General features: G+C 71.1%; 22 protein-coding genes and 4 pseudogenes. 11 read left to right on the plus strand and 15 right to left on the minus strand.

The genetic code is table 11. The features are described 5' to 3' along the window. Nucleotides 1-84 (minus strand): annotated as a pseudogene (locus ABT078_RS39955) (electron transfer flavoprotein subunit beta); the annotation flags it as partial. A 197-nt stretch (nucleotides 85-281) separates the two neighbouring features. On the opposite strand from ABT078_RS39955, the gene ABT078_RS39960 reads away from it, so the two are divergent. The 4 genes from ABT078_RS39960 to ABT078_RS39975 all read left to right on the plus strand — a co-directional run bounded on the left by ABT078_RS39960 (nucleotide 282) and on the right by ABT078_RS39975 (nucleotide 4,547). After that, complete coding sequence (locus ABT078_RS39960) at nucleotides 282-986, plus strand: TetR family transcriptional regulator (RefSeq protein ID WP_351236963.1); 705 nt, start codon at nucleotides 282-284, stop codon at nucleotides 984-986. Nucleotides 987-1,095: 109 nt separating this feature from the next. Beyond that, entirely contained in the window at nucleotides 1,096-1,479 is a 384-nt protein-coding gene (locus tag ABT078_RS39965) for a Zn-ribbon domain-containing OB-fold protein (protein ID WP_351236931.1), read from the plus strand. Nucleotides 1,480-1,538: 59 nt separating this feature from the next. Continuing rightward, a complete protein-coding gene (locus ABT078_RS39970; protein WP_351236933.1) occupies nucleotides 1,539-2,444 on the plus strand; it encodes an SDR family oxidoreductase in 906 nt (301 codons plus the stop codon). Nucleotides 2,445-3,140: 696 nt separating this feature from the next. Further along, nucleotides 3,141-4,547, plus strand: coding sequence for an amidase (locus tag ABT078_RS39975; RefSeq protein WP_351236935.1), 1,407 nt, complete (start codon nucleotides 3,141-3,143; stop codon nucleotides 4,545-4,547). Between the two features lie 109 nt (nucleotides 4,548-4,656). Here the strand turns inward: ABT078_RS39975 and yicI are convergent, their stop codons facing one another. The 6 genes from yicI to ABT078_RS40005 form a co-directional block, all read right to left on the minus strand. Next, entirely contained in the window at nucleotides 4,657-7,017 is a 2,361-nt protein-coding gene (yicI, locus tag ABT078_RS39980) for an alpha-xylosidase (RefSeq protein ID WP_351236937.1), read from the minus strand. Further along, a complete protein-coding gene (locus ABT078_RS39985) occupies nucleotides 7,014-8,471 on the minus strand; it encodes a GH1 family beta-glucosidase (RefSeq protein WP_351236939.1) in 1,458 nt (485 codons plus the stop codon). Before ABT078_RS39985 ends, yicI begins: the two co-directional genes overlap by 4 nt. 9 nt (nucleotides 8,472-8,480) lie before the next feature. Next, a complete protein-coding gene (locus ABT078_RS39990) occupies nucleotides 8,481-9,344 on the minus strand; it encodes a carbohydrate ABC transporter permease (protein ID WP_502981541.1) in 864 nt (287 codons plus the stop codon). Between the two features lie 6 nt (nucleotides 9,345-9,350). Next, entirely contained in the window at nucleotides 9,351-10,307 is a 957-nt protein-coding gene (locus tag ABT078_RS39995) for a carbohydrate ABC transporter permease (RefSeq protein ID WP_351236941.1), read from the minus strand. A gap of 10 nt (nucleotides 10,308-10,317) precedes the next feature. Beyond that, nucleotides 10,318-11,565 (minus strand): sugar ABC transporter substrate-binding protein, encoded by a 1,248-nt coding sequence (locus ABT078_RS40000; RefSeq protein WP_351236943.1) that lies wholly within the window; start codon nucleotides 11,563-11,565, stop codon nucleotides 10,318-10,320. Nucleotides 11,566-11,661: 96 nt separating this feature from the next. Then, a complete protein-coding gene (locus tag ABT078_RS40005) occupies nucleotides 11,662-12,777 on the minus strand; it encodes a LacI family DNA-binding transcriptional regulator (RefSeq protein ID WP_351236945.1) in 1,116 nt (371 codons plus the stop codon). A 116-nt stretch (nucleotides 12,778-12,893) separates the two neighbouring features. Between ABT078_RS40005 and ABT078_RS40010 the strand changes: the two genes are divergently transcribed. Together ABT078_RS40010 and ABT078_RS40015 are read left to right on the plus strand one after the other, a co-directional pair. Next, nucleotides 12,894-13,085: a hypothetical protein gene (locus ABT078_RS40010; protein WP_351236947.1), complete on the plus strand. Its 192-nt coding sequence runs from the start codon at nucleotides 12,894-12,896 to the stop codon at nucleotides 13,083-13,085. A 148-nt stretch (nucleotides 13,086-13,233) separates the two neighbouring features. Then, the gene (locus ABT078_RS40015; RefSeq protein WP_351236967.1) at nucleotides 13,234-14,199 is read left to right on the plus strand and encodes an aldo/keto reductase; all 966 of its coding nucleotides are present in this window, start codon (nucleotides 13,234-13,236) and stop codon (nucleotides 14,197-14,199) included. Between the two features lie 811 nt (nucleotides 14,200-15,010). On the opposite strand, the gene ABT078_RS40020 is transcribed toward ABT078_RS40015, so the two are convergent. Together ABT078_RS40020 and ABT078_RS40025 are read right to left on the minus strand one after the other, a co-directional pair. Further along, nucleotides 15,011-15,421: a VOC family protein gene (locus ABT078_RS40020; protein WP_351236949.1), complete on the minus strand. Its 411-nt coding sequence runs from the start codon at nucleotides 15,419-15,421 to the stop codon at nucleotides 15,011-15,013. A gap of 145 nt (nucleotides 15,422-15,566) precedes the next feature. Then, nucleotides 15,567-16,403, minus strand: a complete 837-nt coding sequence (locus ABT078_RS40025; protein WP_351236973.1) for a hypothetical protein — start codon at nucleotides 16,401-16,403, stop codon at nucleotides 15,567-15,569. Between ABT078_RS40025 and ABT078_RS40030 the strand changes: the two genes are divergently transcribed. Beyond that, nucleotides 16,326-16,913 carry a potassium channel family protein gene (locus ABT078_RS40030; protein WP_351236969.1) on the plus strand — a complete coding sequence of 196 codons (588 nt, stop codon included), beginning with the start codon at nucleotides 16,326-16,328 and terminating at the stop codon, nucleotides 16,911-16,913. The two genes, ABT078_RS40025 and ABT078_RS40030, sit on opposite strands and share 78 nt — an antisense overlap. A 68-nt stretch (nucleotides 16,914-16,981) precedes the next feature. On the opposite strand, the gene ABT078_RS40035 is transcribed toward ABT078_RS40030, so the two are convergent. After that, nucleotides 16,982-17,173: a hypothetical protein gene (locus ABT078_RS40035; RefSeq protein WP_351236971.1), complete on the minus strand. Its 192-nt coding sequence runs from the start codon at nucleotides 17,171-17,173 to the stop codon at nucleotides 16,982-16,984. A 163-nt stretch (nucleotides 17,174-17,336) separates the two neighbouring features. Here ABT078_RS40035 and ABT078_RS40040 point away from each other — a divergent pair, with 163 nt between their 5' ends. Next, a complete protein-coding gene (locus ABT078_RS40040) occupies nucleotides 17,337-18,470 on the plus strand; it encodes a glutathione-independent formaldehyde dehydrogenase (protein ID WP_351236951.1) in 1,134 nt (377 codons plus the stop codon). Between the two features lie 114 nt (nucleotides 18,471-18,584). After that, nucleotides 18,585-18,776, plus strand: a pseudogene (locus ABT078_RS40045) (oxidoreductase); the annotation flags it as partial. A 109-nt stretch (nucleotides 18,777-18,885) separates the two neighbouring features. Here the strand turns inward: ABT078_RS40045 and ABT078_RS40050 are convergent. Then, a complete protein-coding gene (locus ABT078_RS40050; RefSeq protein WP_351236953.1) occupies nucleotides 18,886-19,845 on the minus strand; it encodes a GlxA family transcriptional regulator in 960 nt (319 codons plus the stop codon). Nucleotides 19,846-19,915: 70 nt separating this feature from the next. Here ABT078_RS40050 and ABT078_RS40055 point away from each other — a divergent pair, with 70 nt between their 5' ends. Continuing rightward, nucleotides 19,916-20,242, plus strand: a complete 327-nt coding sequence (locus ABT078_RS40055) for a DUF4326 domain-containing protein (RefSeq protein WP_351236955.1) — start codon at nucleotides 19,916-19,918, stop codon at nucleotides 20,240-20,242. A gap of 145 nt (nucleotides 20,243-20,387) precedes the next feature. On the opposite strand, the pseudogene ABT078_RS40060 reads toward ABT078_RS40055, so the two are convergent. Continuing rightward, nucleotides 20,388-20,549, minus strand: a pseudogene (locus tag ABT078_RS40060) (hypothetical protein); the annotation flags it as partial. Between ABT078_RS40060 and ABT078_RS40065 the strand changes: the two are divergent. Continuing rightward, nucleotides 20,502-20,726: pseudogene (locus ABT078_RS40065) on the plus strand (hypothetical protein); the annotation flags it as partial. The pseudogenes ABT078_RS40060 and ABT078_RS40065 overlap by 48 nt on opposite strands. Nucleotides 20,727-20,788: 62 nt before the next feature. On the opposite strand, the gene ABT078_RS40070 reads toward ABT078_RS40065, so the two are convergent. From ABT078_RS40070 to ABT078_RS40080, 3 genes are all read right to left on the minus strand, one after another. Next, entirely contained in the window at nucleotides 20,789-21,826 is a 1,038-nt protein-coding gene (locus ABT078_RS40070) for a zinc-dependent alcohol dehydrogenase family protein (RefSeq protein WP_351236957.1), read from the minus strand. A gap of 34 nt (nucleotides 21,827-21,860) precedes the next feature. Then, on the minus strand, nucleotides 21,861-22,424 hold the full coding sequence (grpE, locus tag ABT078_RS40075) for a nucleotide exchange factor GrpE (protein ID WP_351236959.1): 564 nt from the start codon (nucleotides 22,422-22,424) through the stop codon (nucleotides 21,861-21,863). After that, nucleotides 22,421-22,803: Hsp70 family protein (locus tag ABT078_RS40080; RefSeq protein ID WP_351236961.1), on the minus strand; the 383-nt coding region annotated here is incomplete at its 5' end. The genes grpE and ABT078_RS40080, both read right to left, overlap by 4 nt.

Raw genomic sequence — 22,803 nt, forward strand, 5'->3', positions numbered from 1 at the left:
ATCGACCGTCAGGTCATCCGCGAAATGCCGATCACCGGTGGCATCCGGCACGTACTTCACACAGACAACGATCCTCAAGCTCACGCCGGCTCTCCCTGATGACTGAACGGTTCCACGACTGCGTATGGCTCGCGCATCCGATATTATGGCACTCAGTACCCCGAGTAAAGGTACGGAGTGCCAAAATGGCTCTCCGGTGTTACGGTCCCGGCATGACTGAGGTGCGCAAACGCCGCAAGGCGGCGGTCGGGGACGTCGCTGCCGATCCCGCGAAGGTGCCCATGCGGGAGGTTCTCGCCGAGGCTGCGTTCCAGCTCTTCCTTGAACGCGGGTTCGAGCAGACCACCGTGGACGACATCGTGGCCAGGGCGGGTGTCGGGCGCCGCTCGTTCTTCCGCTACTTCCCCTCCAAGGAGGACGCGGTCTTCCCCGACCACGACCGCTGTCTGGCCGACATGACCGCCTACCTGGACGCGGCCGAGGACGAGGACCCGGTGGCCGCTGTGTGCGACGCGGCACGGCTGGTCCTGCGCATGTACGCAGCCAATCCCGAGTTCTCGGTGCAGCGCTACCGTCTCACGCGCGAAGTGCCCGGTCTGCGCACCTATGAACTCTCCGTCGTGCGCCGCTACGAGCGGACGCTGGCCGGCTACCTCCGCGCCCGCTACGCGGGGACCCCCGACGGCGGCCTGCGGGCCGAGGTGATCGCCGCCGCCGTGGTCGCTGCCCACAACAACGGCTTGCGGACCTGGTTGCGGTCGGGTGGTGCGGATGACCCCGAGGCCGCGGTGGACCATGCCCTCGGGCTCGTCCGTGAGGTCTGGGGGAGTGGTGCGGGGGGTGCGGGCGGTGTGCGCGGGCAGGCGCCCGCACCGGTGTCCGAGCAGGCTGCCGCCGAGGGCGAGGTGATCGTGATCGTCGCCCCGAAGGGCGCTCCCATGTGGCGCGTGGTGCAGAGCATCGAGTCGGCCCTCGGCGAAGGGTGACCGACCTCATCGGCACTCAGTACCTTTACGGGGTGGCACTCAGTGCCCTATGGTGCGTGCGTCGACGCAAGGGCGCGGCGCGTACGGGCCGAGTGCAGGGAGTCGAGACGTGTCCCAGACAGCAGGCGCGGCTGCGCCGACGGCGCAGCGGCAGGCCGGTCTGATCTTTCAGCGGTGTCGTTGGTGCGGTACCGCATCCTTCAGGCGGCTCCTGTGCCCCGTATGTGCATCCAGCGACCTCGAGTCGGAGGAGAGCCTGAGCGAGGGCGTGGTCGTCGAATCGACCGTGGTGCACCGCTACACCAAGGTCGCGCGCAATGAGTCGCTCGTGCGGTTCCCGGAAGGATTCACGTTCCGCTGCCGAGTGATCGGCACCGAACCGCACCGCGTCTGGGTGGGTGCCCGGGTGCGCCTCGCGGCCGGCAGCAACCCGGAGTCCGGAGAGGTTCTCCTCGAGGTCTGCGACACCGGCGGCCGCACCGACTGGTACTGACGGCAACCACCGGCCGCCGCACAGGGGCTTCTGACGCTCCGTCATGAGATCGTACGGGGATGGCGTCGTCATCACCGGCACTGGACGGCCGCGCGGCCCTGGTCACCGGAGCCTCGCGCGGTATAGGTCTCGCCACGGCGCAGGCCCTGGGCGAAGCGGGCGCGATGGTCTGCGTCACCGCACGCGACCCCGAGGGAGTGGCCGCGGCGGTCGACCGGCTCGCCGCCACCGGGATCCGGGCAGCCGGGTGCGCCGGCTCGGTCGCGGACCCGGCGCATTTGGAGGCGTGCACGCAACTCGCGGTACGGGAGTTCGGCCGGCTCGACATCCTCGTCAACAATGCCGCGACCAACGCCCCGTTCGGCCCGCTCATGGATGCCGACCCCACGGCCTGGCGCGACGCCTTCACCGTCAACGTGGAGGCGCCGTTGCGCCTGAGCCAGCTCGCCTGGAGGGCGTGGATGGGGGAGCACGGCGGCGCGGTCGTCAACATCTGCACCGAGGGCACGCACGGTGTGGGCCCGAACGTCGGGGCGTACGGCACGAGCAAGGCGGCCCTGCTGCACCTCACCCGCCAGCTCGCGGGTGAACTCGCCCCCGGCGTACGCGTGAACGCGGTCTCACCAGGGCTCGTGCGCACCGAGATGGCGCGATTCGTCTGGGAACAGGCGGAGGAGCGGGTCGCCCGGAGCCTGCCGCTGGCGCGGATCGGCGAACCCGAGGACGTGGCGCGCGCGGTGCTGTGGCTGGTCTCCGACGCGGCGGAGTGGGTCACGGGAACGGATCTGGTCGTCGACGGCGGGACGAGGGTGCGCGCGGCCGGCCGGGCCGGCTCCGGGGCGCACTCGTATGCCGTGCACGACGTTCTGGCGAGCTCCAACGGACGCCGGAGTGCTCATCCTCCGGCACCGGTCGAGCCGGACACGGGCGAGGGCGCCGAGGGGGGCGCGGCCGCGGAGAGGTGAACCCCACCCGGACACCTGCGCAAGGCGGCCGTTCGGCCCCCGCGTATGACGCCGTCCACCTGGACGGGTGCCCAGCCCCCGAGCGGGCGGCTTCCCTGACGGTCGGTCACCCGGACCAGCGCCTCGGCAGGCCGGGCCGTGCCCGTCCTGGGAAGCGGATCATCGTCCCGGGCACGAGCGGGACGTCGGCAACCTCCCCGCAGTCTGCGCCGTGCGCACCGCACGCGGCATGGCCGAGACCGAGGACGAAGCGCTCGCCGCCGTGGGCATGCGGCGTGAAGGCGCTCCACGCCCCGGCGGCACCGAGTTCGACGGTCGCGTTGAAGGCCGCTCGGGCGAGACGGAGGCGTCGCCGGCCAGGCCCTGGGCGAACCGGCCGTCGTCGATGAAGCGGGGGAAGTCCCCGTCGGGCTCGACCGTCCGGTCATCGTGCCGGCCGGCGAGGACGATGTCGCCGTCGGGCAGGACGCATTACAGCTCGACGCCTCCCCGCAGCCGCCGGCCGGCCGCCGCGGCCCCTGGAGGCCCCTGTACCGGGCACGGCCGGAGTGTCGCCACGCGGCCTGCCGGACACCGAGCCTCCGTCAATGCCGGAGAACCCTCTTGCGCACATGGCGCCCGGGCGCACCGATGTGACCGGCATCACTGCGACGCGTGCTACGCAGGCCGCGGCAGCCGGATGTACCTTCCCCGTCAATGACCGAGGATCTTGTGTACGCCGGAGTCGCAGGGCAGGCCGCCGCCGTCCGGGCCGGTGACATCTCTGCACGTGAACTCACCCGACTGCTGCTCGCCCGCATCGAGGAGCACGACGGGATCCTCAACGCGTTCACCGTGACGATGGCGGAGGAGGCGCTGGCCGAGGCCGCTCGCCGGGATGCCACCCCGCGGGACGAGCGCGGCCCGCTGCACGGAGTGCCCGTCGCCATCAAGGAGGAGAACGACGTCGAGGGGCACGTGACGACCTTCGGCACCGCGGCGAACACCCGCCCCGCGGCCGCGGACAGCGAAGTGGTGCGCCGGCTGCGCGCCGCGGGCGCGGTCGTCATCGGCAAGACGAACATGCCGGAGTTCGGGCTGTTTCCGTTCACCGAGTCCTCGGCGTGCGGCACGACCCTCAACCCGTGGTCGCTCGACCACTCGCCCGGCGGTTCCAGCGGTGGCTCCGCAGCCGCGGTCGCGGCCGGCCTGGTCCCGGCCGCCATCGGCGGAGACGGCGGCGGCTCGATCCGGATCCCGGCCGCCTGCTGCGGCCTGTTCGGGCTGAAGCCCACCCGCGGCCGCGTCAGCACCGCCCCGCACCCCCACCTCTGGTGGGGCCTCGGCGTCATCGGTCCGCTGACGCGCTCGGTGCTGGACTCCGCCCTCGTGTACGACGCGATCCGCGGCTCCACGGCCGGCGACATGTTCCGGGCCGCCGAGCCGGCCACCTCGTTCACCACGGCCGCGGCCACCGAGCCCCGGCGGCTGAGGATCGGCTGGTCCACCAAGCCGGTCGCCCGGGGAGTGAAGCCGTCGGCCGAGGTGGTGCGCGCCGTCACGGAGACGGCGGCGCTGCTTGCCGAGCTGGGCCATCACGTCGAGGAGATCGACCCCCGCTACCCGGACCCGACAGCGGCGTTCGTCTCCCAGTGGTTCGCCGGTCTGCGCACCGAGGCCTTCGCGACGGACGACTACGGGCGGCTCGAGCGGCGGACGCGCGAGACCGTCCGCCTCGGTACCTGGGCCCGTCCCGGGGTCACCCGCTGGGCCATCGCCCGGGGAGAGAAGATCGGCGCGAAGGCGAACCGGGTCTTCGAGCGGATCGACGTGCTGCTCACTCCGACGATCGCCGGTGTCCCGCCCAGGACCGGCCAGTTGACGGGCACCGGAACGATCCGGGCCGTACTGCGTGCGATGCCGATGATCGCGTACTGCGCACTCTGGAACGTCACCGGCAACCCCGCGGCCTCGGTCCCGGCCGGGCTCACCGGTGCAGGCCTGCCCCTCGCCGTACAGCTTGTCGGCCGGCGCGACGACGAGACGACGCTGCTGTCACTGGCGGCCCAACTGGAGTCGGCACGGCCCTGGGCCGGACGGACACCGGCGAGATTCCGCGCATAGAGGGCCCACGCCCCCGTCTCCCTTGCCCGCCCGCCCCGGTCGCCCACGGCGCCGGCTCCCGCCCCGCGCGACGGCAGGGGCCCCGACCACGTGCACTGCGAGTTCTGTATCAACTCCCCGTGAGAAGTGCCGTGACCATGGTCGTGCCGGCGGGGGCGCCGACCAGCGTGCCGAGCCCGGTCCGCTCGACGGACACCGACGCGGGCGACCCCTCACCGCGCTCCGCCTCCGTGCCCACCAGCAGCACCCGCCACGGACCGGGTGCTCCCTCCGCCTCGACGGTGACGACGTCACCCTCCCGGCGCGTGCGGAAGACCGCGACCGTGGGGGCCTTCGCCGAGCCGGAGCCGTCCGGGGCCGGGATCCGCGTCACCGCCGTTACACCGTCGACCGGTGCGTGGACGCGCAGCGTCACCCCGTGCGCCCAGTCGTAGACCGCCTCGTCGTCGCTGTCCCCGAACGGGATCACGGAGCCGGGGCGGGCGAGCAGCGGCAGGCTGTCGTAGCCGTACCGCTCACGCCGCCAGCCGGGTCCCTGGATCCGCTCGCCCGACAGCAGATGGGTCCATGCGCCGTCGGGCACGTAGTACTCGACCTCGCCGTCCGCGGAGAAGACGGGCGCCACGAGCAGGTCGTCGCCGAGCATGTACTGCCGGTCGAGTGTGTGGCAGGCGGGGTCGTCCGGGAACTCGATGACCATCGCGCGCATCACGGGTGTGCCGCGCTCGGCCGCCTGCTGTGCCGCGCGGAACAGGTACGGCATGAGCCGGTGCTTGAGGCGGGTGAAGTCGCGGGTGACCGCCACCGCCTCGTCGTCGTAGTCCCACGGCACACGGTACGACTTGCTGCCGTGCAGCCGGCTGTGCGAGGAGAGCAGGCCGAACTGCACCCACCGCTTGAACACCTCGGGAGTCGGCGTGCCCTCGAAGCCGCCGATGTCGTGGCTCCAGAAGCCGAAGCCGGACAGGCCGAGCGACAGGCCGCCGCGCAGCGACTCGGCCATCGCGCCGAAGTGGGACTCGCAGTCGCCGCCCCAGTGCACCGGGAACTGCTGGCCGCCGGCCGTCGCCGACCGGGCGAAGAGCACCGCATCGCCGGCGCCCCGGGCCTCGGTCAGCACGTCGAAGACCGTCTCGTTGTAGAGCTGTGTGTAGTAGTTGTGCATCCGCTCCGGGTCGGATCCGTCGTGCCAGACCACGTCGGTGGGGATGCGCTCACCGAAGTCGGTCTTGAAGCAGTCGACGCCCTGCGCGGTGAGCGCCCGCAGCTTGCCCGCGTACCACTCCCGGGCGTCCGGGTTGGTGAAGTCGACCAGCGCCATGCCCGCCTGCCACAGGTCCCACTGCCACACGTCGCCGTTGGCCCTGCGCACCAGGTAGCCGAGCCGTTTGGCCTCCGCGAACAGTGCCGACTTCTGGGCGATGTAGGGGTTGATCCACACCGAGACCCGCAGCCCGTGCTCTTCCTTGAGGCGCCGCAGCATGCCCTCCGGGTCGGGGAAGACGTCCGGGTCCCAGGTGAAGTCGCACCACTGGTACTCGCGCATCCAGAAGCAGTCGAAGTGGAAGACGCCCAGCGGGATGTCCCGCTCGGCCATGCCGCGCACGAACCGGTTCACCGTCTCCTCGTCGTAGGAGGTGGTGAAGGAGGTCGACAGCCACAGGCCGAACGACCAGGCGGGCGGCAGTGCCGGGCGGCCGGTCAGGGCGGTGTAGCGGTCAAGGATGTCCTTGGGCGTCGGACCGTGGATGACGAAGTACTCCAGCGACTGGTCCTCGACGCTGAACTGCACCCGCCCGACGGCCTCGGAGCCGATCTCGTAGCTGACCTTGCCGGGGTGGTTGACGAAGACGCCGTAGCCCCGGTTGGTGAGGTGGAAGGGGACGTTCTTGTACGCCTGCTCGCTGGCGGTGCCGCCGTCGGCCTGCCAGATGTCGACGGTCTGGCCGTTCCTGGTGAACGGGGTGAAGCGCTCGCCGAGCCCGTACACCAGCTCGCCGACACCGAGGGTGAGCTGCGCCAGCGAGTGGTGGCTCCCGTCGTCGGTGAGGGCGAAGCCGGTGCCGCGGGCCTCCGCCGAGGTGAGGACCCGTCCGTCGGCGGTGAAGTCCAGCCGCCAGGGGGCCGCGGTGTCCACGCGCAGGGAAAGCTCCCCCGCGGTCAGCTCGAGCAGCGAGCCGTCCCGGGTGACCTTGGCGGTGTGGCCGGGCTCGGCGCGCAGCGCGAACTCCGGGCCGCGTTCGGCGGCGCCCGCGTGATGGGTGGAGCGGACACCGATCACGCCTTCGGCGGGCGACCAGCATTCGACGGTCAGCAGCGGGCTGTTGAGTGTGTGGCCGCGGTCCGTCACGTGGCGCACCGGGGCGTGGAGCGTGAGCCGGTCGTTGTCGACGCGCGCGTCGGCGACCTCGGCCGCGTACGAGGCCTGGACGCCCTCGCGCATCAGCCAGTAGCCGTCGGTGAACTTCATCGGGGGTCCTTACCGGGGGTTGTACGAGTGCCCGGGGTCCGGGGCTGGGCGTGGGTGCGGGCGCGGTGGGCGGCGATCAGCTCGCGATACCAGTGGTAGCTGTCCTTGGGGGTGCGCTGCTGGGTGGCGTAGTCGACCCGGACGATGCCGAAGCGCTGGTCGTAGCCGCGGGCCCACTCGAAGTTGTCCAGCAGCGACCACACGTAGTAGCCGCGGACGTCGACACCGGCGCGGACGGCGGCGGCGAGGGCGTCCAGATGGCTGCGGAGGTAGTCGATCCGGTCGGTGTCGTGGATCCGGCCGTCGGCCTCGACCGTGTCGGCCTCCGCCGAGCCGTTCTCGGTGATCAGCATCGGCGGCAGGGCGGGATAGCGCTTGGCGAGGTCGACCAGCAGGTCGGTGAAGGTGTGCGGGACGACGGGCCAGCCCATGGTGGTGTGCCGGACGTCGTCGCGCCACGACTCCTCCGCCCGGATGTCGACCGCCGTGCGGGTCGCCGGGTGCGGGTCGTGGTACGGGGCGTCGGCGACGGTGATCGGCCGGTAGTAGTTGATGCCGACGAAGTCGAGAGGGGCGGCGACGAGGGCGACGTCGCCCTCGCGGCGGTAGGAGCCGTCGGCGAGTTCGCCCCAGGTCCCGGCCTCGTGCTCCGGGTAGCGCCCGGCGAACAGCGGCTCGAACCAGACGTCGTTGTGCAGCGTCTCGGCACGGCGTACGGCGGCGAGGTCGGCCGGGGAGTCGGTGGCCGGCAGCAGCCGGTCGGGGTTGAGCGTGATCCCGACCTCTCGGGCGCCCGCTGCGCGCAGCGCGCGCACGGCCAGGCCGTGGCCGACGAGCAGATGATGGGCGGCGGCGAGCGCGCCGCGGCCCTCGCGGGCGCCCGGCGCGTGGGCGCCCGCCGCGTAGCCGACGAAGGCGCTGCAGAACGGCTCGTTCAGGGTCATCCAGCGGTCCACTCGGTCGGCGAGCCGGTCGGCGACCAGGGCGGCGTACTCGCCGAAGCGCTCCGCCGTCTCGCGCACCCGCCAGCCACCCCGGTCCTCCAGTGCCTGGGGCAGGTCCCAGTGGTAGAGGGTGGCGGCGGGGGAGATGCCGGAAGCCAGCAGTTCGTCGACGAGACGGTCGTAGAAGTCGAGCCCCGCAGCGTTGGCCGGGCCCGTTCCCTCCGGCTGGATGCGCGGCCAGGCGACCGAGAAGCGGTAGCTGTCGACGCCCAGGTCGCCCAGCAGGGCGACGTCCTCGCGGTAGCGGTGGTAGTGGTCGCAGGCGATGTCGCCGGTGGCACCGCCGGCGACCCGTCCGGGCTCGCGGCTGTAGGTGTCCCAGATCGACGGGCCCCGGCCGTCCTCGTCGTACGCGCCCTCGATCTGGTAACTGGCGGTGGCGGTACCGAAGAGGAAGCCGTCGGGGAACTCGGGGAACTCGGTGGATGCGGGGGACTCGGGAAGACTCATGAGACGGCCTTACTTGATCGATCCGCCGGTGATCCCGGCGGCGATGTACTTCTGGGCGACGACCAGCAGGATCGCGGCCGGTACGGCGGAGAGCACGGCGGTCGCCATGACCGCGCCCCAGTCGCTGACGTGCGCACCGACGAACTGGTAGATGCCCAGCGTGATCGGTTTGACGTCGTCCGTGGTGTTGAGCGTGAGAGCGAACAGGAAGTCCGACCAGGCGAAGAGGAAGGTGAACAGACCCGCCGTGATCAGCGCGTTGCGGCTCATCGGCAGCACGATCCGCACGAACGCGGTGAACCGGTTCGCCCCGTCCACCATGGCCGCCTCCACGACCTCGGTGGGGATGGAGACCATGAACGCCCGCAGCAGCACGATCGAGAACGGCAGCCCGAGCGAGGCGTCCGCGAGGATCAGACCGAGATACGAGTTGACCAGGCCGAGCTCCGCGTACGCGCTGTACATGGCGTTGGCGATCACGATGCCCGGCACCATCTGCGTGATGAGCGTCGTGAAGACGATGCTCTGACCGCCGCGCAGCCCGAACTGGGCCAGGCCGTACGCGGCGGGCGCGGCCAGTGCGAGACAGACGACGACGGCGCCGAGGGCGACGGCGAGGCTGGTGAGCAGCGAGCCGCCCTGGGTGCTGATCGCGGTCTCGAAGTTCTTCAGGCTCGGCGAGGAGGGGAACCACTCGGTGGCCGCGACGCTCGACTCGGGCTGGAGGGCGGTGTTGAGCATCCAGTACACCGGGAAGAGCAGGACGGCGAGGATCAGCAGCGCCGCGGTGGTGTTCCACGCCGACAGCAGGCGCACGCGGCCGGAGGGCCGGCTCACCGGGGCACTGTGCGATGCGTTGACGGATCGGTTCATCGTCGGTCACTTCCCCTTGCCGAAGTCGGCGCGGTTGGCCCGCAGGTACAACACGGCGAAGACCGCGCTGATGAGGATCAGGACATTGCCCACGACGGCGCCCTGGCCGAAGTCGAGCTGGAGGAAGGACAGCTGGTACGAGACCGTGCCCAGGGTCTGTGTGGAGTCGGCGGGCCCACCGGAGGTGAGCGCCAGGATCAGGTCGAGGATCTTCACCGTCGACATGAAGCCCAGCACCAGCACGACGGTGATCACCGGGCGGAGCATCGGCAGCGTGATGCTGCGGAACGTGCGCCACGGGCCGGAGCCGTCCAGCGACGCGGCCTCGTACAGTTCGCGCGGGATCTCCTGGAGACCGCCGTAGAGGATCACCATGTTGAACGGGATGCCGATCCAGATGTTGACCAGGATCGCCGACGTCAGCGCCACGCCCGGGCTGCTGAGCCACGGCACGCCGTCCGCAGACACGAGCCCGAGGGCGTGCAGCACGGTGTTGAGCATCCCGTGCTCCTGGTCCAGGATGCGGCGCCACACGATGGCGGAGACCACCATGGGCACGAGCCAGGGCAGCAGCAGGACGGCGCGGATGGGCCCGGAGAGCCGGAAGCGGCGGGAGAAGAAGACCGCGAGCCCGAGACCGATGGTGAACTGGCCGAGCAGTGAGCCGGCGGTGAAGAGGGCCGTGTGCCACACGGCGTCGGTGAACAGCTCGTTGGCGAACACGGCGCGCCAGTTGTCGAGGCCGTTGAACGGAGCCTCGCCGGTGAAGTACGTCTTCGGCGTGTAGTGCTGGAAGCTCATCACGAAGTTGCGGATGAGCGGGTAGCCGAAGAAGAGTGCCATGTAGGTGAGCGCGGGTACGACGAAGGCCCAGCGCAGCAGAGCGTGCCGACGCCTCCGGTCAGCGGTGGCCCGCGCTTCGGTGGTGCCCTTGGCGGGCGCGACAGAGGTGATGGTGGTCATGGCCTCTTCCTCACTTCCCCGCCGTGGCCTGCTGCTGGGCCCGGCTCATGGCGTCCTGCGGGCTGGTGCGCCCGGTCAGTACGGACTGGAAGGCGCCGGCGAGCGCGTCACCGACGACGGGCCATCCGGTGCCGACCTTCGCGGTACGGGAGCGGGCCGTGGTGACCAGCTCGGCGAAGGCGGCGAGCTTCGGGTTCTGGACGGCGTAGGCCTCCGCCGCCGCGGCGCGCGTGGGCACGTTGTTGACCGACTCGCCCCACTGGAGCTGGTTCTCCTGCGAGTTGAGGCAGTTGAGCAGCTTGCCGGCGTTCTTCTCACGGGCCCGGTCGTCGTTCTTCGGCACGGCCATCACGGTGCCGCCGATCGGCGGGACGGCGGGCTCACCGGCCTCGGGCACCGGGATGCTCGCGACCGCCCAGTCGACGTTCTTCTGCGCGCTGAGGACCGGCACCTGCCAGGGGCCGTTGATCATCATGGCGGCGCGGCCTGCGACGAACTGGTCGTTGACGTCCTGCTGGTTCCAGTTGACGACCGACTTCGACGCGGAGCCGTCCGCGAGCAGGTCCTTCCAGAACTGGAGGGCGGCCTCGCCCTTGCCGTTGTCGAGCTTCGCCTCGTCACCGCCGGCGGACCAGAAGAAGGGCAGGAACTGGTAGACACCGTCGGCGTTGGGGGAGGCGCTGAACGCCATCCCGTAGGTGTCCCCGGAGGTCAGCTTCTTCGCGGCGGCCCGCAGCTCCTCCCAGGTGGTGGGCGGGGTGATGCCCGCCTCCTTCAGGAGCTCGGTGTTGTAGATCAGCGCGAGGGAGTTGACCGAGCGTGCGATGCCGTACTGGGTACCCCCGTACGAGCCGAGGGAGGTGGCGCTCGCGGAGAACCCGGCGGTGTCGACGCCGGCCTCCTTCAGCGGCCGCAGGCCCTCGGTCTGCGCGAACTGCGGCAGCTCCGAGCCGTCGAGCTCCAGGATGTCGGTGAGCGAGTCGGACGACGCCATCCGCAGCGCCTTCGAGGCGACCTGGTCGGCGGGGACGCTGATCTGCTCGACCTTCAGGCCGAGCGGCTTGGCGCAGCGGTCGAAGAACCGTTGGTTGGCGGTGTGCTCGGCGGTGTCGGTGGCCGAGTTCAGGACCGTGACGGTGCCGGGATCGGGCTCGGCGGCGCAGCCGGCCAGCCCCAGCGCAAGGGTGCTGCAGGCGAGTGCGGCGCCCAGCGCGGGGACGGGAACGCGTAGGTGTCTGCGTCCTGAGGGGGACGGCATGATGGGTTCTCCATTACATGTTCGGCTCTGGACATGCTGTGGTCTGGGGCGCTGCTGGTAACGCCGATGGTTCGGGAGAGCCCGTGGCTTCCGGGCTCAGCCGCGCGTCGGTGGGCCGATGCCGGGCCCGTCGGCCATCCGGGGCTGGATCAGGTGGTGCGGCGTGCCGGACCCGTTGGCCGGACCCGGGAGCGTCGCCGGCGCGCTCGAGCCGGTCTCGATCGCCTGGACGGCCAGTCGGGCCACGGCCGTCGACATCTCCGCGACGGGCAGGTCGATGCGCGGCAGGTGACGGATGCCCATCTCGTCCGGGAGGCTGCCGACGAGCACGACGGCCAGATCATCGGGCACGCGGAGCCCGGCCCTGGACACGGCGTCCAGCAGGTGTGGGAGCAGGATCAGGTGCTGGACGACCAGCGCCGTCGGCGCGGGCCGCTCGGTCAGCGCCTCGTGCAGCCGCCGCCCGAGAGCGTCCGGGTCGCGGTGGGACACGAGCACCCGTACCTCGGCCCCGGTCTCCGCGGTGGCACGCCGGGCGCCGTCGAGGCCGCGCAGCGCATAGCCGCGGCGGGCGGCGATCTCGTGCTCGGCCGAGGACAGGAAGACGATCCGGCGGTGGCCCGCAGCGGCGGTCTCGCGCACGGCCAGGGCGACGGCGGCCTCCCAGTCGAGGTCGGTCCAGGGCAGCGCCGCGTGGTCGTCGTGGCCGAGCAGCGCCGCGGGGAAGCCCAGTTCGCGCAGGACCTCGATACGGGGGTCGCGGTCCTCGACCGCCATCAGCACCGTCGCGTCCGCGAGCCCGCTGCGGGCCACGCGGCGCAGCCCACCGACGCCGTCCAGGTCGGTCATGAGCAGCACGTCGTAGCCGTGACCGCGCGCGGCGTCGGTGACGTCGATGGCGAACCGGCCGTCGATCGCCCGGTACTCGCCGGGCACGCGCGGCACCGCCAGCGCGAGTACCCGGGTGCGGGAGCTGCGCAGGGTGCGGGCGCTGGCGCGTGGGTGGTAGCCGAGTTCGTCGATCGCCGACTGGACCGCGCGACGGGTGTCCTCGGAGATCTTGCGGGAGCCGCTCAGGACATACGAGACGGTGCTGGGCGCCACGCCTGCCCGCTCGGCGACGTCCTTGATCGTGGCCATGCCCACCTGCCCGTTGCTCTGCTCGTCCGGCGCGGTCCAGTCCGACCGGGTCCGTCGATCTGTCGAACTCATCGAATCGATTCGATGAACGGCGCGACGATAAGCAGAGAGGGGCCGCCAGGGCAATACCCTGAGCGGCCCTCGGTCTTCCACTACGGGGCGATATGAGGCGTTATCGTCCGAATTGCGTGCTGACGGTTGGTGACCTGAGTCAGGGTTCGCTTGCCGTGGGCGGCGACTGCGACGTGGATCTCGTCGGCGGTTTCGTCCGGACGAAGGGCCGGGACGATTCCGCCGGGCGGAGCATCCGGGTGCTGCCCGCGTCCGAAGTGGACTTCGCGGCGGCGCGGGGCCGTGGAGGCGCGGCGGACACCACCTGATCTGCGAAGGCCAGGACCGGCGCCGAGGGTCGTCACGGCTGCGGCCACAGCAGATCCCATGTGACCTGGCCGCCGAGGTCAACTATCGTCAACCTGATTTCTGGCGGGAGCCCCGGCCAGGACGAGGACCACGACGTGGAGGATGGTTTTGCGCTACCGCGAGCTGGGACGCAGTGGATTGTCGGTGTCCGAGGTCGGTTACGGCGCGTGGGGCATCGGTGCGTCCAGTTGGGTGGGTGCCACGGAGGACGAATCCGTACGCGCCCTGCACCGTGCCATCGACCTTGGTGTGAACTTCATCGATACCGCCCGCGGCTACGGCGAGAGCGAGCGGATCGTCGGCCGGGTCGTCCGCGAGCGGGCCGGCGACGAGGTTCTCGTCGCGACCAAAGTGCCACCGAAGAACGGTGTTTGGCCGGCGCCCGACGGCTTGGACCCTGCTGAGACCTTCCCCGGCGCGCACATCCGCGAAAGCCTGGAGACCAGTCTGCGCGCCGGCGGCCTGGACCACTTCGACGTATTGCAGTTCCATGTCTGGAGCGATGACTGGGTCGGCCGTGGCGACTGGCTGGAGACGATCGCCGAGCTGAAGGAGGAGGGAAAGATCCGCCTGTTCGGTGTCTCCATCAACGACCACCAGCCCGACAACGCGCTCGCACTCGTCCGTAGCGGCGCCGTGGACAGCGTTCAGGTCATCTACAACATCTTCGACCAGGCACCCGCCGACACACTGCTGCCGGCCTGTGCGGAGCATGGCGTCGGTGTCATCGTGCGGGTGGCGCTGGACGAGGGCGGCCTCACCGGTCGGATCACCGCCGACACGACGTTCCCCGAGGGCGACTGGCGCAATCGCTACTTCCGCGGTGATCGCCCGGCGCAGGTCGAACAGCGGGTGGCCGCGATCGTCGCCGACCTCGACATCGCCCCCGACGAGATCGCCGAGAACGCGTTGCGGTTCGTGCTGAGTTCGCCGACGGTCTCCACCGTCATCCCGGGAATGCGCACCATACGCAATGTCGAGCGCAACACGGCCCTGAGCGACGGCCGTTCGCTGACCGCCGACCAGCTCGCCGTGCTGGCCAAGCACCGCTGGCAGCGCAACTTCTACTCCTGACACGCAAGTGGCATGGCGAGGGGCCGGTCAGCACGCGGGTTCACCCGCGGCACGATCCGGTCGGTCGCGGATCGAGCCGTTGCGTCCCGACCGGACACCGAAGCGGGTGACCGGGGGGCAACCATCGTGAGGTGATCGACGCGATCGCGTGGAGGGCGCCGTCGACGGCACGTGGGAGCGGGTGTTCACGGCGCTGATGGCCCAGGCAGACGCCGACGCGGATCCGAACCTGGCGGTGTCGGTGGACTCCACGATCGCCGGGCTCGCCGGCATGTGGCCGGGGCCGCAAGAAGGGCCCCGGCCCGATGGCCGACGACCGTACCGTCGGCCGGCTCTCCGCGGCGGGCCGACCATGACGGTCCATCTCGCAGCCGACGCCCACTGCCGGCCCTTGGTCTTCGTTCTCACTGCCGGGCAGGCCAGCGACGCCCCCGCCATCCCTGAGGTCGTGGCCCGCCTGCGTGTTCCGCGCCGACGCGGCCGGCCCCGTACCCGGCCGGAGGCCGTCCCAACCGACGAGGCTCCCCGCGCGGCATCCGGGCCGTGATCCCCGTTCCGGCGGACAGGCGTGGCCACCGGCCGCGTCGCGGCAGCGGGGACAGGCGGCAGGCCATCGGCCGTCGTCCGCGAGGCGAACAAGCAACGCAACCGTCGAGCGGTGCATCAACCGCTGGAAAAAGTAGCGGGGTTCGTCACCGCTAAGAGACGACCGCCACCGTCCACCTCGCCGGACTGCACCTCGCGAGCATCTTCCTCCGGTCCGCACGATGATCCGATCGACATCGCTCGGGCGCCGCGCGGCCGTGGGGGATCAGCGGACCGGCTGTCCGATCCCGAGCATGTTGCCCTCGCTGTCGCGGAACCAGGCGCCGCGCTCTCCCGACGCGCCTTTGCTCGGATAGTTCCCCTCGATCTCGGCGATCCCCTGGACGGTCTTCATGCCGGGCGCGTCCACGTCCTCGAAAACGACCCCGCGCCGCCTGAGTTCCTGCGTGACGGCCTCGATGTCGTCGACCTCCCACGCCATCTGGGTGAAGGTGCCGGGCGAGGCTCCCATCGACCGGAACAGGACGAAATCCGATCCCCCGCACCGGTAGAGCAGCCCGCCCGGCCGCTCCTCGACGGGCTCCAGGCCGAGCTTTTCCGCGTAGAAGCGCCGTGCGCGGTCCAGATCCTGGGCGGGAAGCCGGGTGGCCACGCGGGCGGTGTCGAACATGCTCATCTCGTCTCCCTTTTCCCCGGACGGCCATCTGCTCCCTTCACCTCACCCTGAGGTGCTCCGGGGCGGCGAGCAAGTCGCCGAGGGCGAGGTCGCGCCGTGCCCGTCCTCGACCGAGGCGAAGACGGGCACGGCGGACCCAGGGATGTCAGGCGAGCCAGTAGCCGGTGATGGCGGTCATCACCTGGAGCTCGATGCTGGCGCCGTAGTAGCCGGACGGGTCGAGCGGGGTCGCGTTGAGCTTGTTCCAGAGCGCGTCCAGCCGCGCCTGGCTGCCGGAGTCCGCCGCGGCGGCCACGGCGAACGGGGCGATGAAGGCGACCGAGGAGCCCGACTCGGCTACGGTGCCGTCGAGTCGGTAGCCCTGCTGGATGTTGTTGGGGTTGCCGCCGGTCGTCTGCTTGATCCAATACGCGGTCCGGGGCCGGTGGCCGAGAGGTCGTGGGTCAGGTCGGGCGGGCTGTGCCGCGCGGGCCTCGTCGTGGATGTCCTCGAGCTCGAGTCGCTTGATGTCCTTGACGATGACGAGGTAACTCACGACAGCCATCGTCCGGTACGTCACCCTGAAGCCGTCGAGCGTGGCGTACTTCCCGCTGCGCTTGACGATCTGCACGATGTGCTCGCCCGGGCTCAGTCCCTCGACGCTGAAGATCGCCGCCTGCGCCGGGCGTTCGGTCGCCGTGGTGTCCACCAGCCTCATCGACGCGCCGTCCACGAAGATCTCGGCATCGCCCCGGTCCGAGTACTTCTCACCGAGCTGCGCCGCAGGACGCGTCGCGGCGCGCACCGTCTCCGCGGTACGTCCCGGCGAGACGCCGCAACCGGAGCCGCCGGCTTCGGCGTCGGCGACCTCCGGGTCGCGGTGATCGGGCCGGGACGCTTCGGGACCTCGCTCGGATCCGAGCTGATCCGCCGCGGCCGGGACGTACTGGGCGTGGATTCCGATGCCACCCTGGTGCAGCGGCTGCGCGATGAACTGACGCACGTGGCGGCCGCGGACTGCACCGACCCCGAGGCGCGCGAGCAGCTGGGGGTGGCCGAGTTCTCCAGAGTCGTGGTGGGCATCGGCGACGATCTGGAGGCCGGCATCCTCGTCACCTCCAACCTCGCCGACGCGGGGGTGCGGCACATCTGGGCCAAGGCGGTCAGCCGCCAGCACGGCAGGATCCTGGAGCCGGTCGGCGCGCACCACGTGGTCCTGCCGGAGCACGACATGGGGGAGCGGGTGGCCCACCTGGTCACCGGGCGGCTGCTCGACTTCATCGAGTTCGACGACGACTACGCCCTGGCCAGGACCGTCGCACCGGCGTCCGCCACCGGGCGTCCGCTGGGCGAACTCAGGGTCCGGGCGGAGTGCGGGATCACGGTTGTCGGCATCAAACGCGCAGGTGAGGACTTCACGTACGCCACCGCGGAGACGGTCGTACGACGTGGGGACATCATCATCGTCACCGGGCGTACCCACGCCGTGGAGATCTTCGCCGAGCTGGTGTGACGCCGGCGTCATCGATCATGGCCGCACACCTCGTGCAGGCCCGTCGGTGCGCCCGTGCGCCCCGCCGGTCAGCGGTCGGCGATGTCCTCACGGAGGCCGTCGGAGAATTCCCACCACGAGAGAGGGAGCCAGTCACCGTTCACGAAGGCGTCGACGGTCGCGCCGCGACCGCGGACAGTCACCGTCGTTCCGACCGGGTAGGTCGTGCCGGACAGGCCGGGTACGGGGACGAGCAGGGTCCCGAGCCGCTGTGCTGCCACTGTCTCGTCCTCGCTTTCCATTCCTTGGTGGGGTACCTGGGAGATATCCCGACATTACCGGGTTGTCCGATCCTCCGGGCCGGAGAATCATGAGAGATAGGTCACGCGGAGAAAGCGGGCGGGGGCGGTAATCGCATGCGCACATCGCCGAGCGGAGGTAGCCATGAAGGCTGTCGTGTACAAGGGACCGTTCACTGTGGCGGTCGAAGAGGTTGAGAAGCCAAGCATCCAGCATCCGAACGACGTGCTCGTACGGATCACCTCCACCGCGATATGCGGCTCCGACCTGCACATGTACGAAGGCCGTACCGCGGCGGAGCCCGGCATCGTCTTCGGCCACGAGAACATGGGAATCATCGAGGAAATAGGCCAGGGCGTCACCTCGCTCAAGGAGGGCGACCGCGTGGTCATGCCCTTCAACGTGGCCTGCGGATTCTGCACCAACTGCGTCGAGGGATTCACCGGATTCTGTCAGACCGTCAATCCCGGTTTCGCGGGCGGCGCCTACGGTTATGTCGCCATGGGGCCGTGGATGGGCGGCCAGGCCGAATATCTGCGCGTGCCCTACGCGGATTTCAACTGCCTGAAACTGCCGCCGGGAAACGAGCACGAGAGCGACTTCATGCTGCTCGCCGACATCTTCCCGACCGGCTACCACGGCTGTGAACTCGCCCAGGTCCGCCCGGGCGAGAGCGTCGCGGTGTACGGCGGCGGACCGGTCGGACTCATGGCCGCCTACTCGGCGCTGCTGCGCGGAGCCAAGAAGGTCTTCGTGGTCGACCGGGTTCCCGAGCGGCTCCAGAAGGCCGAGGAGATCGGTGCGGTCCCGATCAACTTCGCCGAGGGCGACGCGGTGGAGCAGATCAAGGAACAGACCGAGGGCGTCGGCACCGACAAGGGCGTGGACGCCGTCGGTTACCAGGCCATGGCGCGCGGCACGGAACGCGAGGAACCGGCGACCGTCCTGAACTCGCTCATCGGCACGGTCAGGGCCACCGGAATGCTCGGCGTGCCGGGCCTCTACGTCCCGGCCGACCCCGGAGGCCCCGACGAGCAGTCCAAGCACGGCATGCTCCTCGTATCGATCGGCAAGCTCTTCGAGAAGGGGCTGAAGGTGGGTACGGGGCAGTGCAACGTGAAGCGCTACAACCGGTACCTGCGCGACATGATCATCGAGGGCAGGGCGACGCCGAGCTTCGTCGTCTCGCACGAACTGCCCCTGGGCCAGGCGCCGTCGGCGTACGACAAGTTCGACAAGCGGATCGAGGGCTACACGAAGGTCGTGCTGCACCCGTAGACGCGCCGAATCTGGGCCTGTCCTCCGGATCACGTCCTGTCCGGAGGCCAGGCCCAGCAGTCCGCCTCCCGCTCACCGGGAGCGCCGGGCACGGACATCCGGAATCGAGGCACCATGAATCCACCGGAGATCGTGACGGGTTCGACGGGTGACCTGTCACCCGCTGTCCCGTACGTCGACGTCACCCTCACTGTCAACGGCACCGCCCACCGGCTGCGTCTCGACGCCCGGGTCACCCTGCTCGACGCCCTGCGGGACCACCTCGGCCTGACCGGTGCGAAGAAGGGGTGCGACCAGGGCGCGTGCGGGGCCTGCACCGTGCTGGTCGACGGGAAACGCGTGGTGTCCTGCCTAATGCTGGCCGCCCAGTGCGAGGGCCGTGAGGTCGGTGCACGGCGAACAGCGCGGCTGCACCTCAGCGTGCGCGCAGCGTTCCGGCCGTCGTGCCGATGCGGTCGCGCAGCAGGATCCGCAGCGTGTTCGCGTGCTCGTACCCGACCCTGCGGGCGATGGCGTCCAGTGACAGGTCCGTGGTCCGCAGCAGATGCGTGGCCTGTTCGACGCGCAGGTCCTGGACGAAGCGCACGGGCGTGGTGCCCAGAACGCGGCGCACCGTGCGCTGGAGTGTGCGTTCGCTGACCCCGAGGGTGCGCGCGGCGTCGGACAGGCCGAGCGGCTCGTCGAGATGCTGACGCGCCCACCGCTCGAACGCGGCCACCAGCGGATCGCTCTGTGCGAGCGCGCTCGGAATCGTGTACGCGGACTGCGAGGGGCGCTCGTCGACGACGAGGTAGCGGGCGACGAGTTCCGCGAGGGCCGGGCTGGTCGTACGGACGACGGCGAGCGCGAGGTCGACGTGTCCGAAGGCCGCGCCGGCCGTGGTCACCCCGTCCGAGGTGGTCACCATCCGGGACTCGTCCAGGGTGATGGCGGGGTACCGCCGGCGGAAGACCGGTGCCAGCCACCAGGTCGTGGTCGCCTGCCGCCCGTCGAGCACCCCCGACTCGGCCAGGAGGAACGTGCCCGTGCACGCCGACGCGACGGGCGTGCCCCGCTCGCGGACGTCGGCGACCACGTTCCGTACCGGCGCCAGAGGGCTGCCCGCGACCCGGTCGAGGAGCGCGTCGGGCCGCCGCTCGGCCAGGGCGGGCACGAGGAGCAGATCCGTGGTGGCGGCCGCGGTCACGGGCTCGGTCGTGACGAGATGTCCCGCGCCGGTGCGCACACGCCGCCGGAAGCCGATCGTGGTGACGCTCCACGGCGGGGGCGGCTGCGGCAGTTGGTCGCGCATCGCGTTGGCCGCCTCCAGGACGTCCAGCGCCGCGCTGAGCCCGGAGTCGAAAACGCCGTCGTAGACGAGCACGGAGACCTTCATGACGCAAACGATATCGTTCGAGTCGTTTCCGCCACTGGGACAGGTCTGGACGTGGAGGGAGGATCGGTCCATGGACAGCACGACGGTGGTCAACCTCAAGGGGCACCGCGACGACCCCGAGTATGCGGACGTGGTGTACGTCGGGCGCGCCATGCACCGGGGCGGCTGGCACCTCGACGCCTCACCGCTCGCCAGTCCCTTCCGTCCGGGCCCCGACGGCAGCCGGGAGGAGGTCGTCGAGCGGTACCGCGCCCATCTGCTGGACCGGCCGGAGCTGCTGGCACAGCTGCCTGCTCTGCGCGGCCGCAGGCTCGGCTGCTGGTGTGCCCCGGAGCGCTGCCATGCCGAAGTGATCGCCGAGCTCGCCGACGCCGGGGCGGGGGAGCCGTCACGCTGAGCCGGATGCGCCACGTGGCCGTGGGCCCGGCGGGAGGCTGTGCGGCGGCACTCGTATCCCCTCCCGGCAAGGACCGTCCCACCATGCGGCGCGCGCGGTGCAGCCCACTCCCGACCGTGCCGGGCGGGACGCCGAGCACCTCCGCGCGGGCGGCGAGAGGCAGGTCCTGGAGAGGGACGAGGATCAGCACCTCGGGCTCCAGGGGCGGCAGCCCGGCGAGGCCGGCTGCGATCGCGATCGTGGTCGAAACGCCGCTGAGCGCCACATCGCCTTCACCACCCGGCGCAGCCTCGACTCCGAGGTCCATCTCGCGCCGGTCGACGGCGGCCCCGCGCGGCGGCTCAGCTGCTGGGGGTCGACCGACACCCGGGTCTGCGGCTGGGACCCGGACGGCAACATCCTCGCCGTCTCCTCGCACGGCCAGCCGTTCTCGTACTTCTCCTGGGCCCACAAGGTGTCCACGGACTGCGTCCCCGGCCGTCGTCGGCGACGACGTCAACCGCCTCCTCCACGGATGTCTCCGGGGCCCTGTCGCGTGAAGGCGCCTCACTGCGTGACGAGCACCGCCACCCCGGTGATCCGTCCCGCCGCCAGATCGGCCAGGGCCTGGTCCGCCCGCTGCATCGGGTAGCGCGTCACACGCACGCTGGGCCGCAGCCGCTCCGCTTCGGCGAGGAAGGCACGGCCGTCCTCGCGGGTGTTGGCGGCGACGCTGAGCACGCTCCGCTCCTGGAACAGGTGCCGGTCGTAGTCGAGCGGGGGGACAGCACTGAGATGGATCCCCGCGATCGCGAGCGTGCCGCCGCGGTCCAGGGCCTCGAGCGCCACCGGCACCAGGCTCCCGGCCGGGGCGAACAGGATCGCGGAATCCAGCGGCTGCGGTGGCGCGACGGATCCGGCGGACGCGGCCCCGAGCTCCAGGGCCAGCCGCTGCGCCTGTGGCGAGCGGGTGACGACGTGGACTTCCGCGCCCCGGGCGACGGCGAGTTGGGCGGTCAGATGCGCGGACGCCCCGAAACCGTAGATGCCGAGCCGGCCGCCCTGCGGCAGGGCCGCCCGCTCGAGTGCCCGGTAACCGATGATGCCCGCGCACAGCAGGGGCGCGGCGTCCTCGTCGCTCCACCCCTCCGGGAGGTGGTAGGCGAACCGGGCGTCCACCACCATGTGCTCGGCGAATCCGCCGTGGATGTCCCAACCGGTGTAGCGCGAACCGGGGCACAGATTCTCCCGTCCCGCACGGCAGTAGCGGCACTGGCCGCAGGTGCCGGCCAGCCAGGCGGCCCCCGCGCGGTCGCCGACGCCGAAGTTCTCGACTTCCGCCCCGGTGGCGATCACCTCGCCGACCACCTCGTGTCCCGGAGTGCAGCGCGGTTTGCGCGGCGCGAGGTCGCCCTCGGCCAGATGCAGGTCGGTCCGGCACACGCCGCACGTACGGACGCGCAGCAGCAGTTCGCACGGGCCGGGGCCGGGGGTCGTGCGCTCCGTGCGGCGCAGCGGCGCGGATGTGACCGGCCCTGGATGCTCCACCACCCAGGCGGACGTCGTCACTCGGCTCGCCGTCACAGGGCTCGGGGCTGCCGTCATCGTCCTCCTGTCGGTGCCGGGTCCGCGCCGGGCGTCATGGGCCGGCCGGCGGTCCGGTGACCGCCACCTGGGCGGGGGACAGAAGTTGGTCGCCGACCCGGTATCCGGAGCGAAGGACCGCGGTGCAGACGGGGCGTTCGAACCGGTCACTGCGGTCGTAGGAGACGGCCTCGTGCACGACCGGGTCGAAGGGCTCGCCCACCGTGCCGACGGACTGCAGGCCCAGGCCCGCCAGTTCCGTTTCCAGCGCCTCGACGACGCGCGCGAAGCCGCCGGTCACCTCGCCCTGCTGCCCGGCCTCGGCGATCGCGTCGAGCACGGGCAGCAGCCGGCCGAGCACATTGGCCACGGCGATCTCGCGGACCGCTTGCCGGTCCCGGTGCACGCGCTTGCGGTAGTTGTCGTACTCGGCCTTGAGCCGCTGCAGATCAGCCGTGCGCTCCTGCAGCTCCGCGCGGAGTCCCTGCTCGGGCGGCGGCGACGCGCCGCGGGCCGGGTCGTCCCTCTCCGTACCGCCGGTGGCGCCGTCTCCCGGCCCGGCCGGGACGAGCATCAGCGGTGGTCCGGGGTGGCTGCGGACATCGGTCGGGCGGTTCATCCCGCGGCTCCCTCCTGCTTGTCGTCGCGCTTGTCCTCGTCCACGATCTCGGCGTCGACGACATCGTCGTCGGCCGTCGCCCGGGAGGCACCGGCGTCACCGGTACCGCCCGCGGCCTGCCGGCTCTGCGCGTCGGCGTACATGGCCTGGCCGAGCTTCTGGGAGACCGCCGCGAGCTTTTCGGTGGCGGTGCGGATCTCCGCTGTGTTGTCGCCCTCGGCGGACTCGCCCTTCAGCTTCTCCTTGAGCTCGGTCACCGCCGTCTCGACCTCGGTCCTGATGTTGCCCGGGACCTTGTCCTCGTTGTCCTTGAGGAACTTCTCGGTCTGGTAGACGAGCTGCTCGGCCTGGTTGCGGGTCTCGGCGGCCTCGCGGCGGC

Origin of the sequence: Streptomyces sp. NPDC002133 (genome assembly GCF_040296405.1) — a bacterium.
Taxonomy (GTDB): Bacteria; Actinomycetota; Actinomycetes; order Streptomycetales; family Streptomycetaceae; genus Streptomyces.

Coding starts and splice junctions, on each gene's coding strand:
- ABT078_RS40070 (WP_351236957.1), bottom strand. CDS start 21,826: ATGACGGCAGCCCCGAGCCCTGTGACGGCGAGCCGAGTGACGACGTCC.
- ABT078_RS39970 (WP_351236933.1), top strand. CDS start 1,539: ATGGCGTCGTCATCACCGGCACTGGACGGCCGCGCGGCCCTGGTCACC.
- yicI (WP_351236937.1), bottom strand. CDS start 7,017: ATGAAGTTCACCGACGGCTACTGGCTGATGCGCGAGGGCGTCCAGGCC.
- ABT078_RS40000 (WP_351236943.1), bottom strand. CDS start 11,565: ATGCCGTCCCCCTCAGGACGCAGACACCTACGCGTTCCCGTCCCCGCG.
- ABT078_RS40020 (WP_351236949.1), bottom strand. CDS start 15,421: ATGAGCATGTTCGACACCGCCCGCGTGGCCACCCGGCTTCCCGCCCAG.
- ABT078_RS39990 (WP_502981541.1), bottom strand. CDS start 9,344: ATGAACCGATCCGTCAACGCATCGCACAGTGCCCCGGTGAGCCGGCCC.
- ABT078_RS39975 (WP_351236935.1), top strand. CDS start 3,141: ATGACCGAGGATCTTGTGTACGCCGGAGTCGCAGGGCAGGCCGCCGCC.
- ABT078_RS39985 (WP_351236939.1), bottom strand. CDS start 8,471: ATGAGTCTTCCCGAGTCCCCCGCATCCACCGAGTTCCCCGAGTTCCCC.
- ABT078_RS40005 (WP_351236945.1), bottom strand. CDS start 12,777: ATGAGTTCGACAGATCGACGGACCCGGTCGGACTGGACCGCGCCGGAC.
- ABT078_RS40055 (WP_351236955.1), top strand. CDS start 19,916: ATGGACAGCACGACGGTGGTCAACCTCAAGGGGCACCGCGACGACCCC.
- ABT078_RS39995 (WP_351236941.1), bottom strand. CDS start 10,307: ATGACCACCATCACCTCTGTCGCGCCCGCCAAGGGCACCACCGAAGCG.
- ABT078_RS40040 (WP_351236951.1), top strand. CDS start 17,337: ATGAAGGCTGTCGTGTACAAGGGACCGTTCACTGTGGCGGTCGAAGAG.
- grpE (WP_351236959.1), bottom strand. CDS start 22,424: ATGAACCGCCCGACCGATGTCCGCAGCCACCCCGGACCACCGCTGATG.
- ABT078_RS39960 (WP_351236963.1), top strand. CDS start 282: ATGCGGGAGGTTCTCGCCGAGGCTGCGTTCCAGCTCTTCCTTGAACGC.
- ABT078_RS40050 (WP_351236953.1), bottom strand. CDS start 19,845: ATGAAGGTCTCCGTGCTCGTCTACGACGGCGTTTTCGACTCCGGGCTC.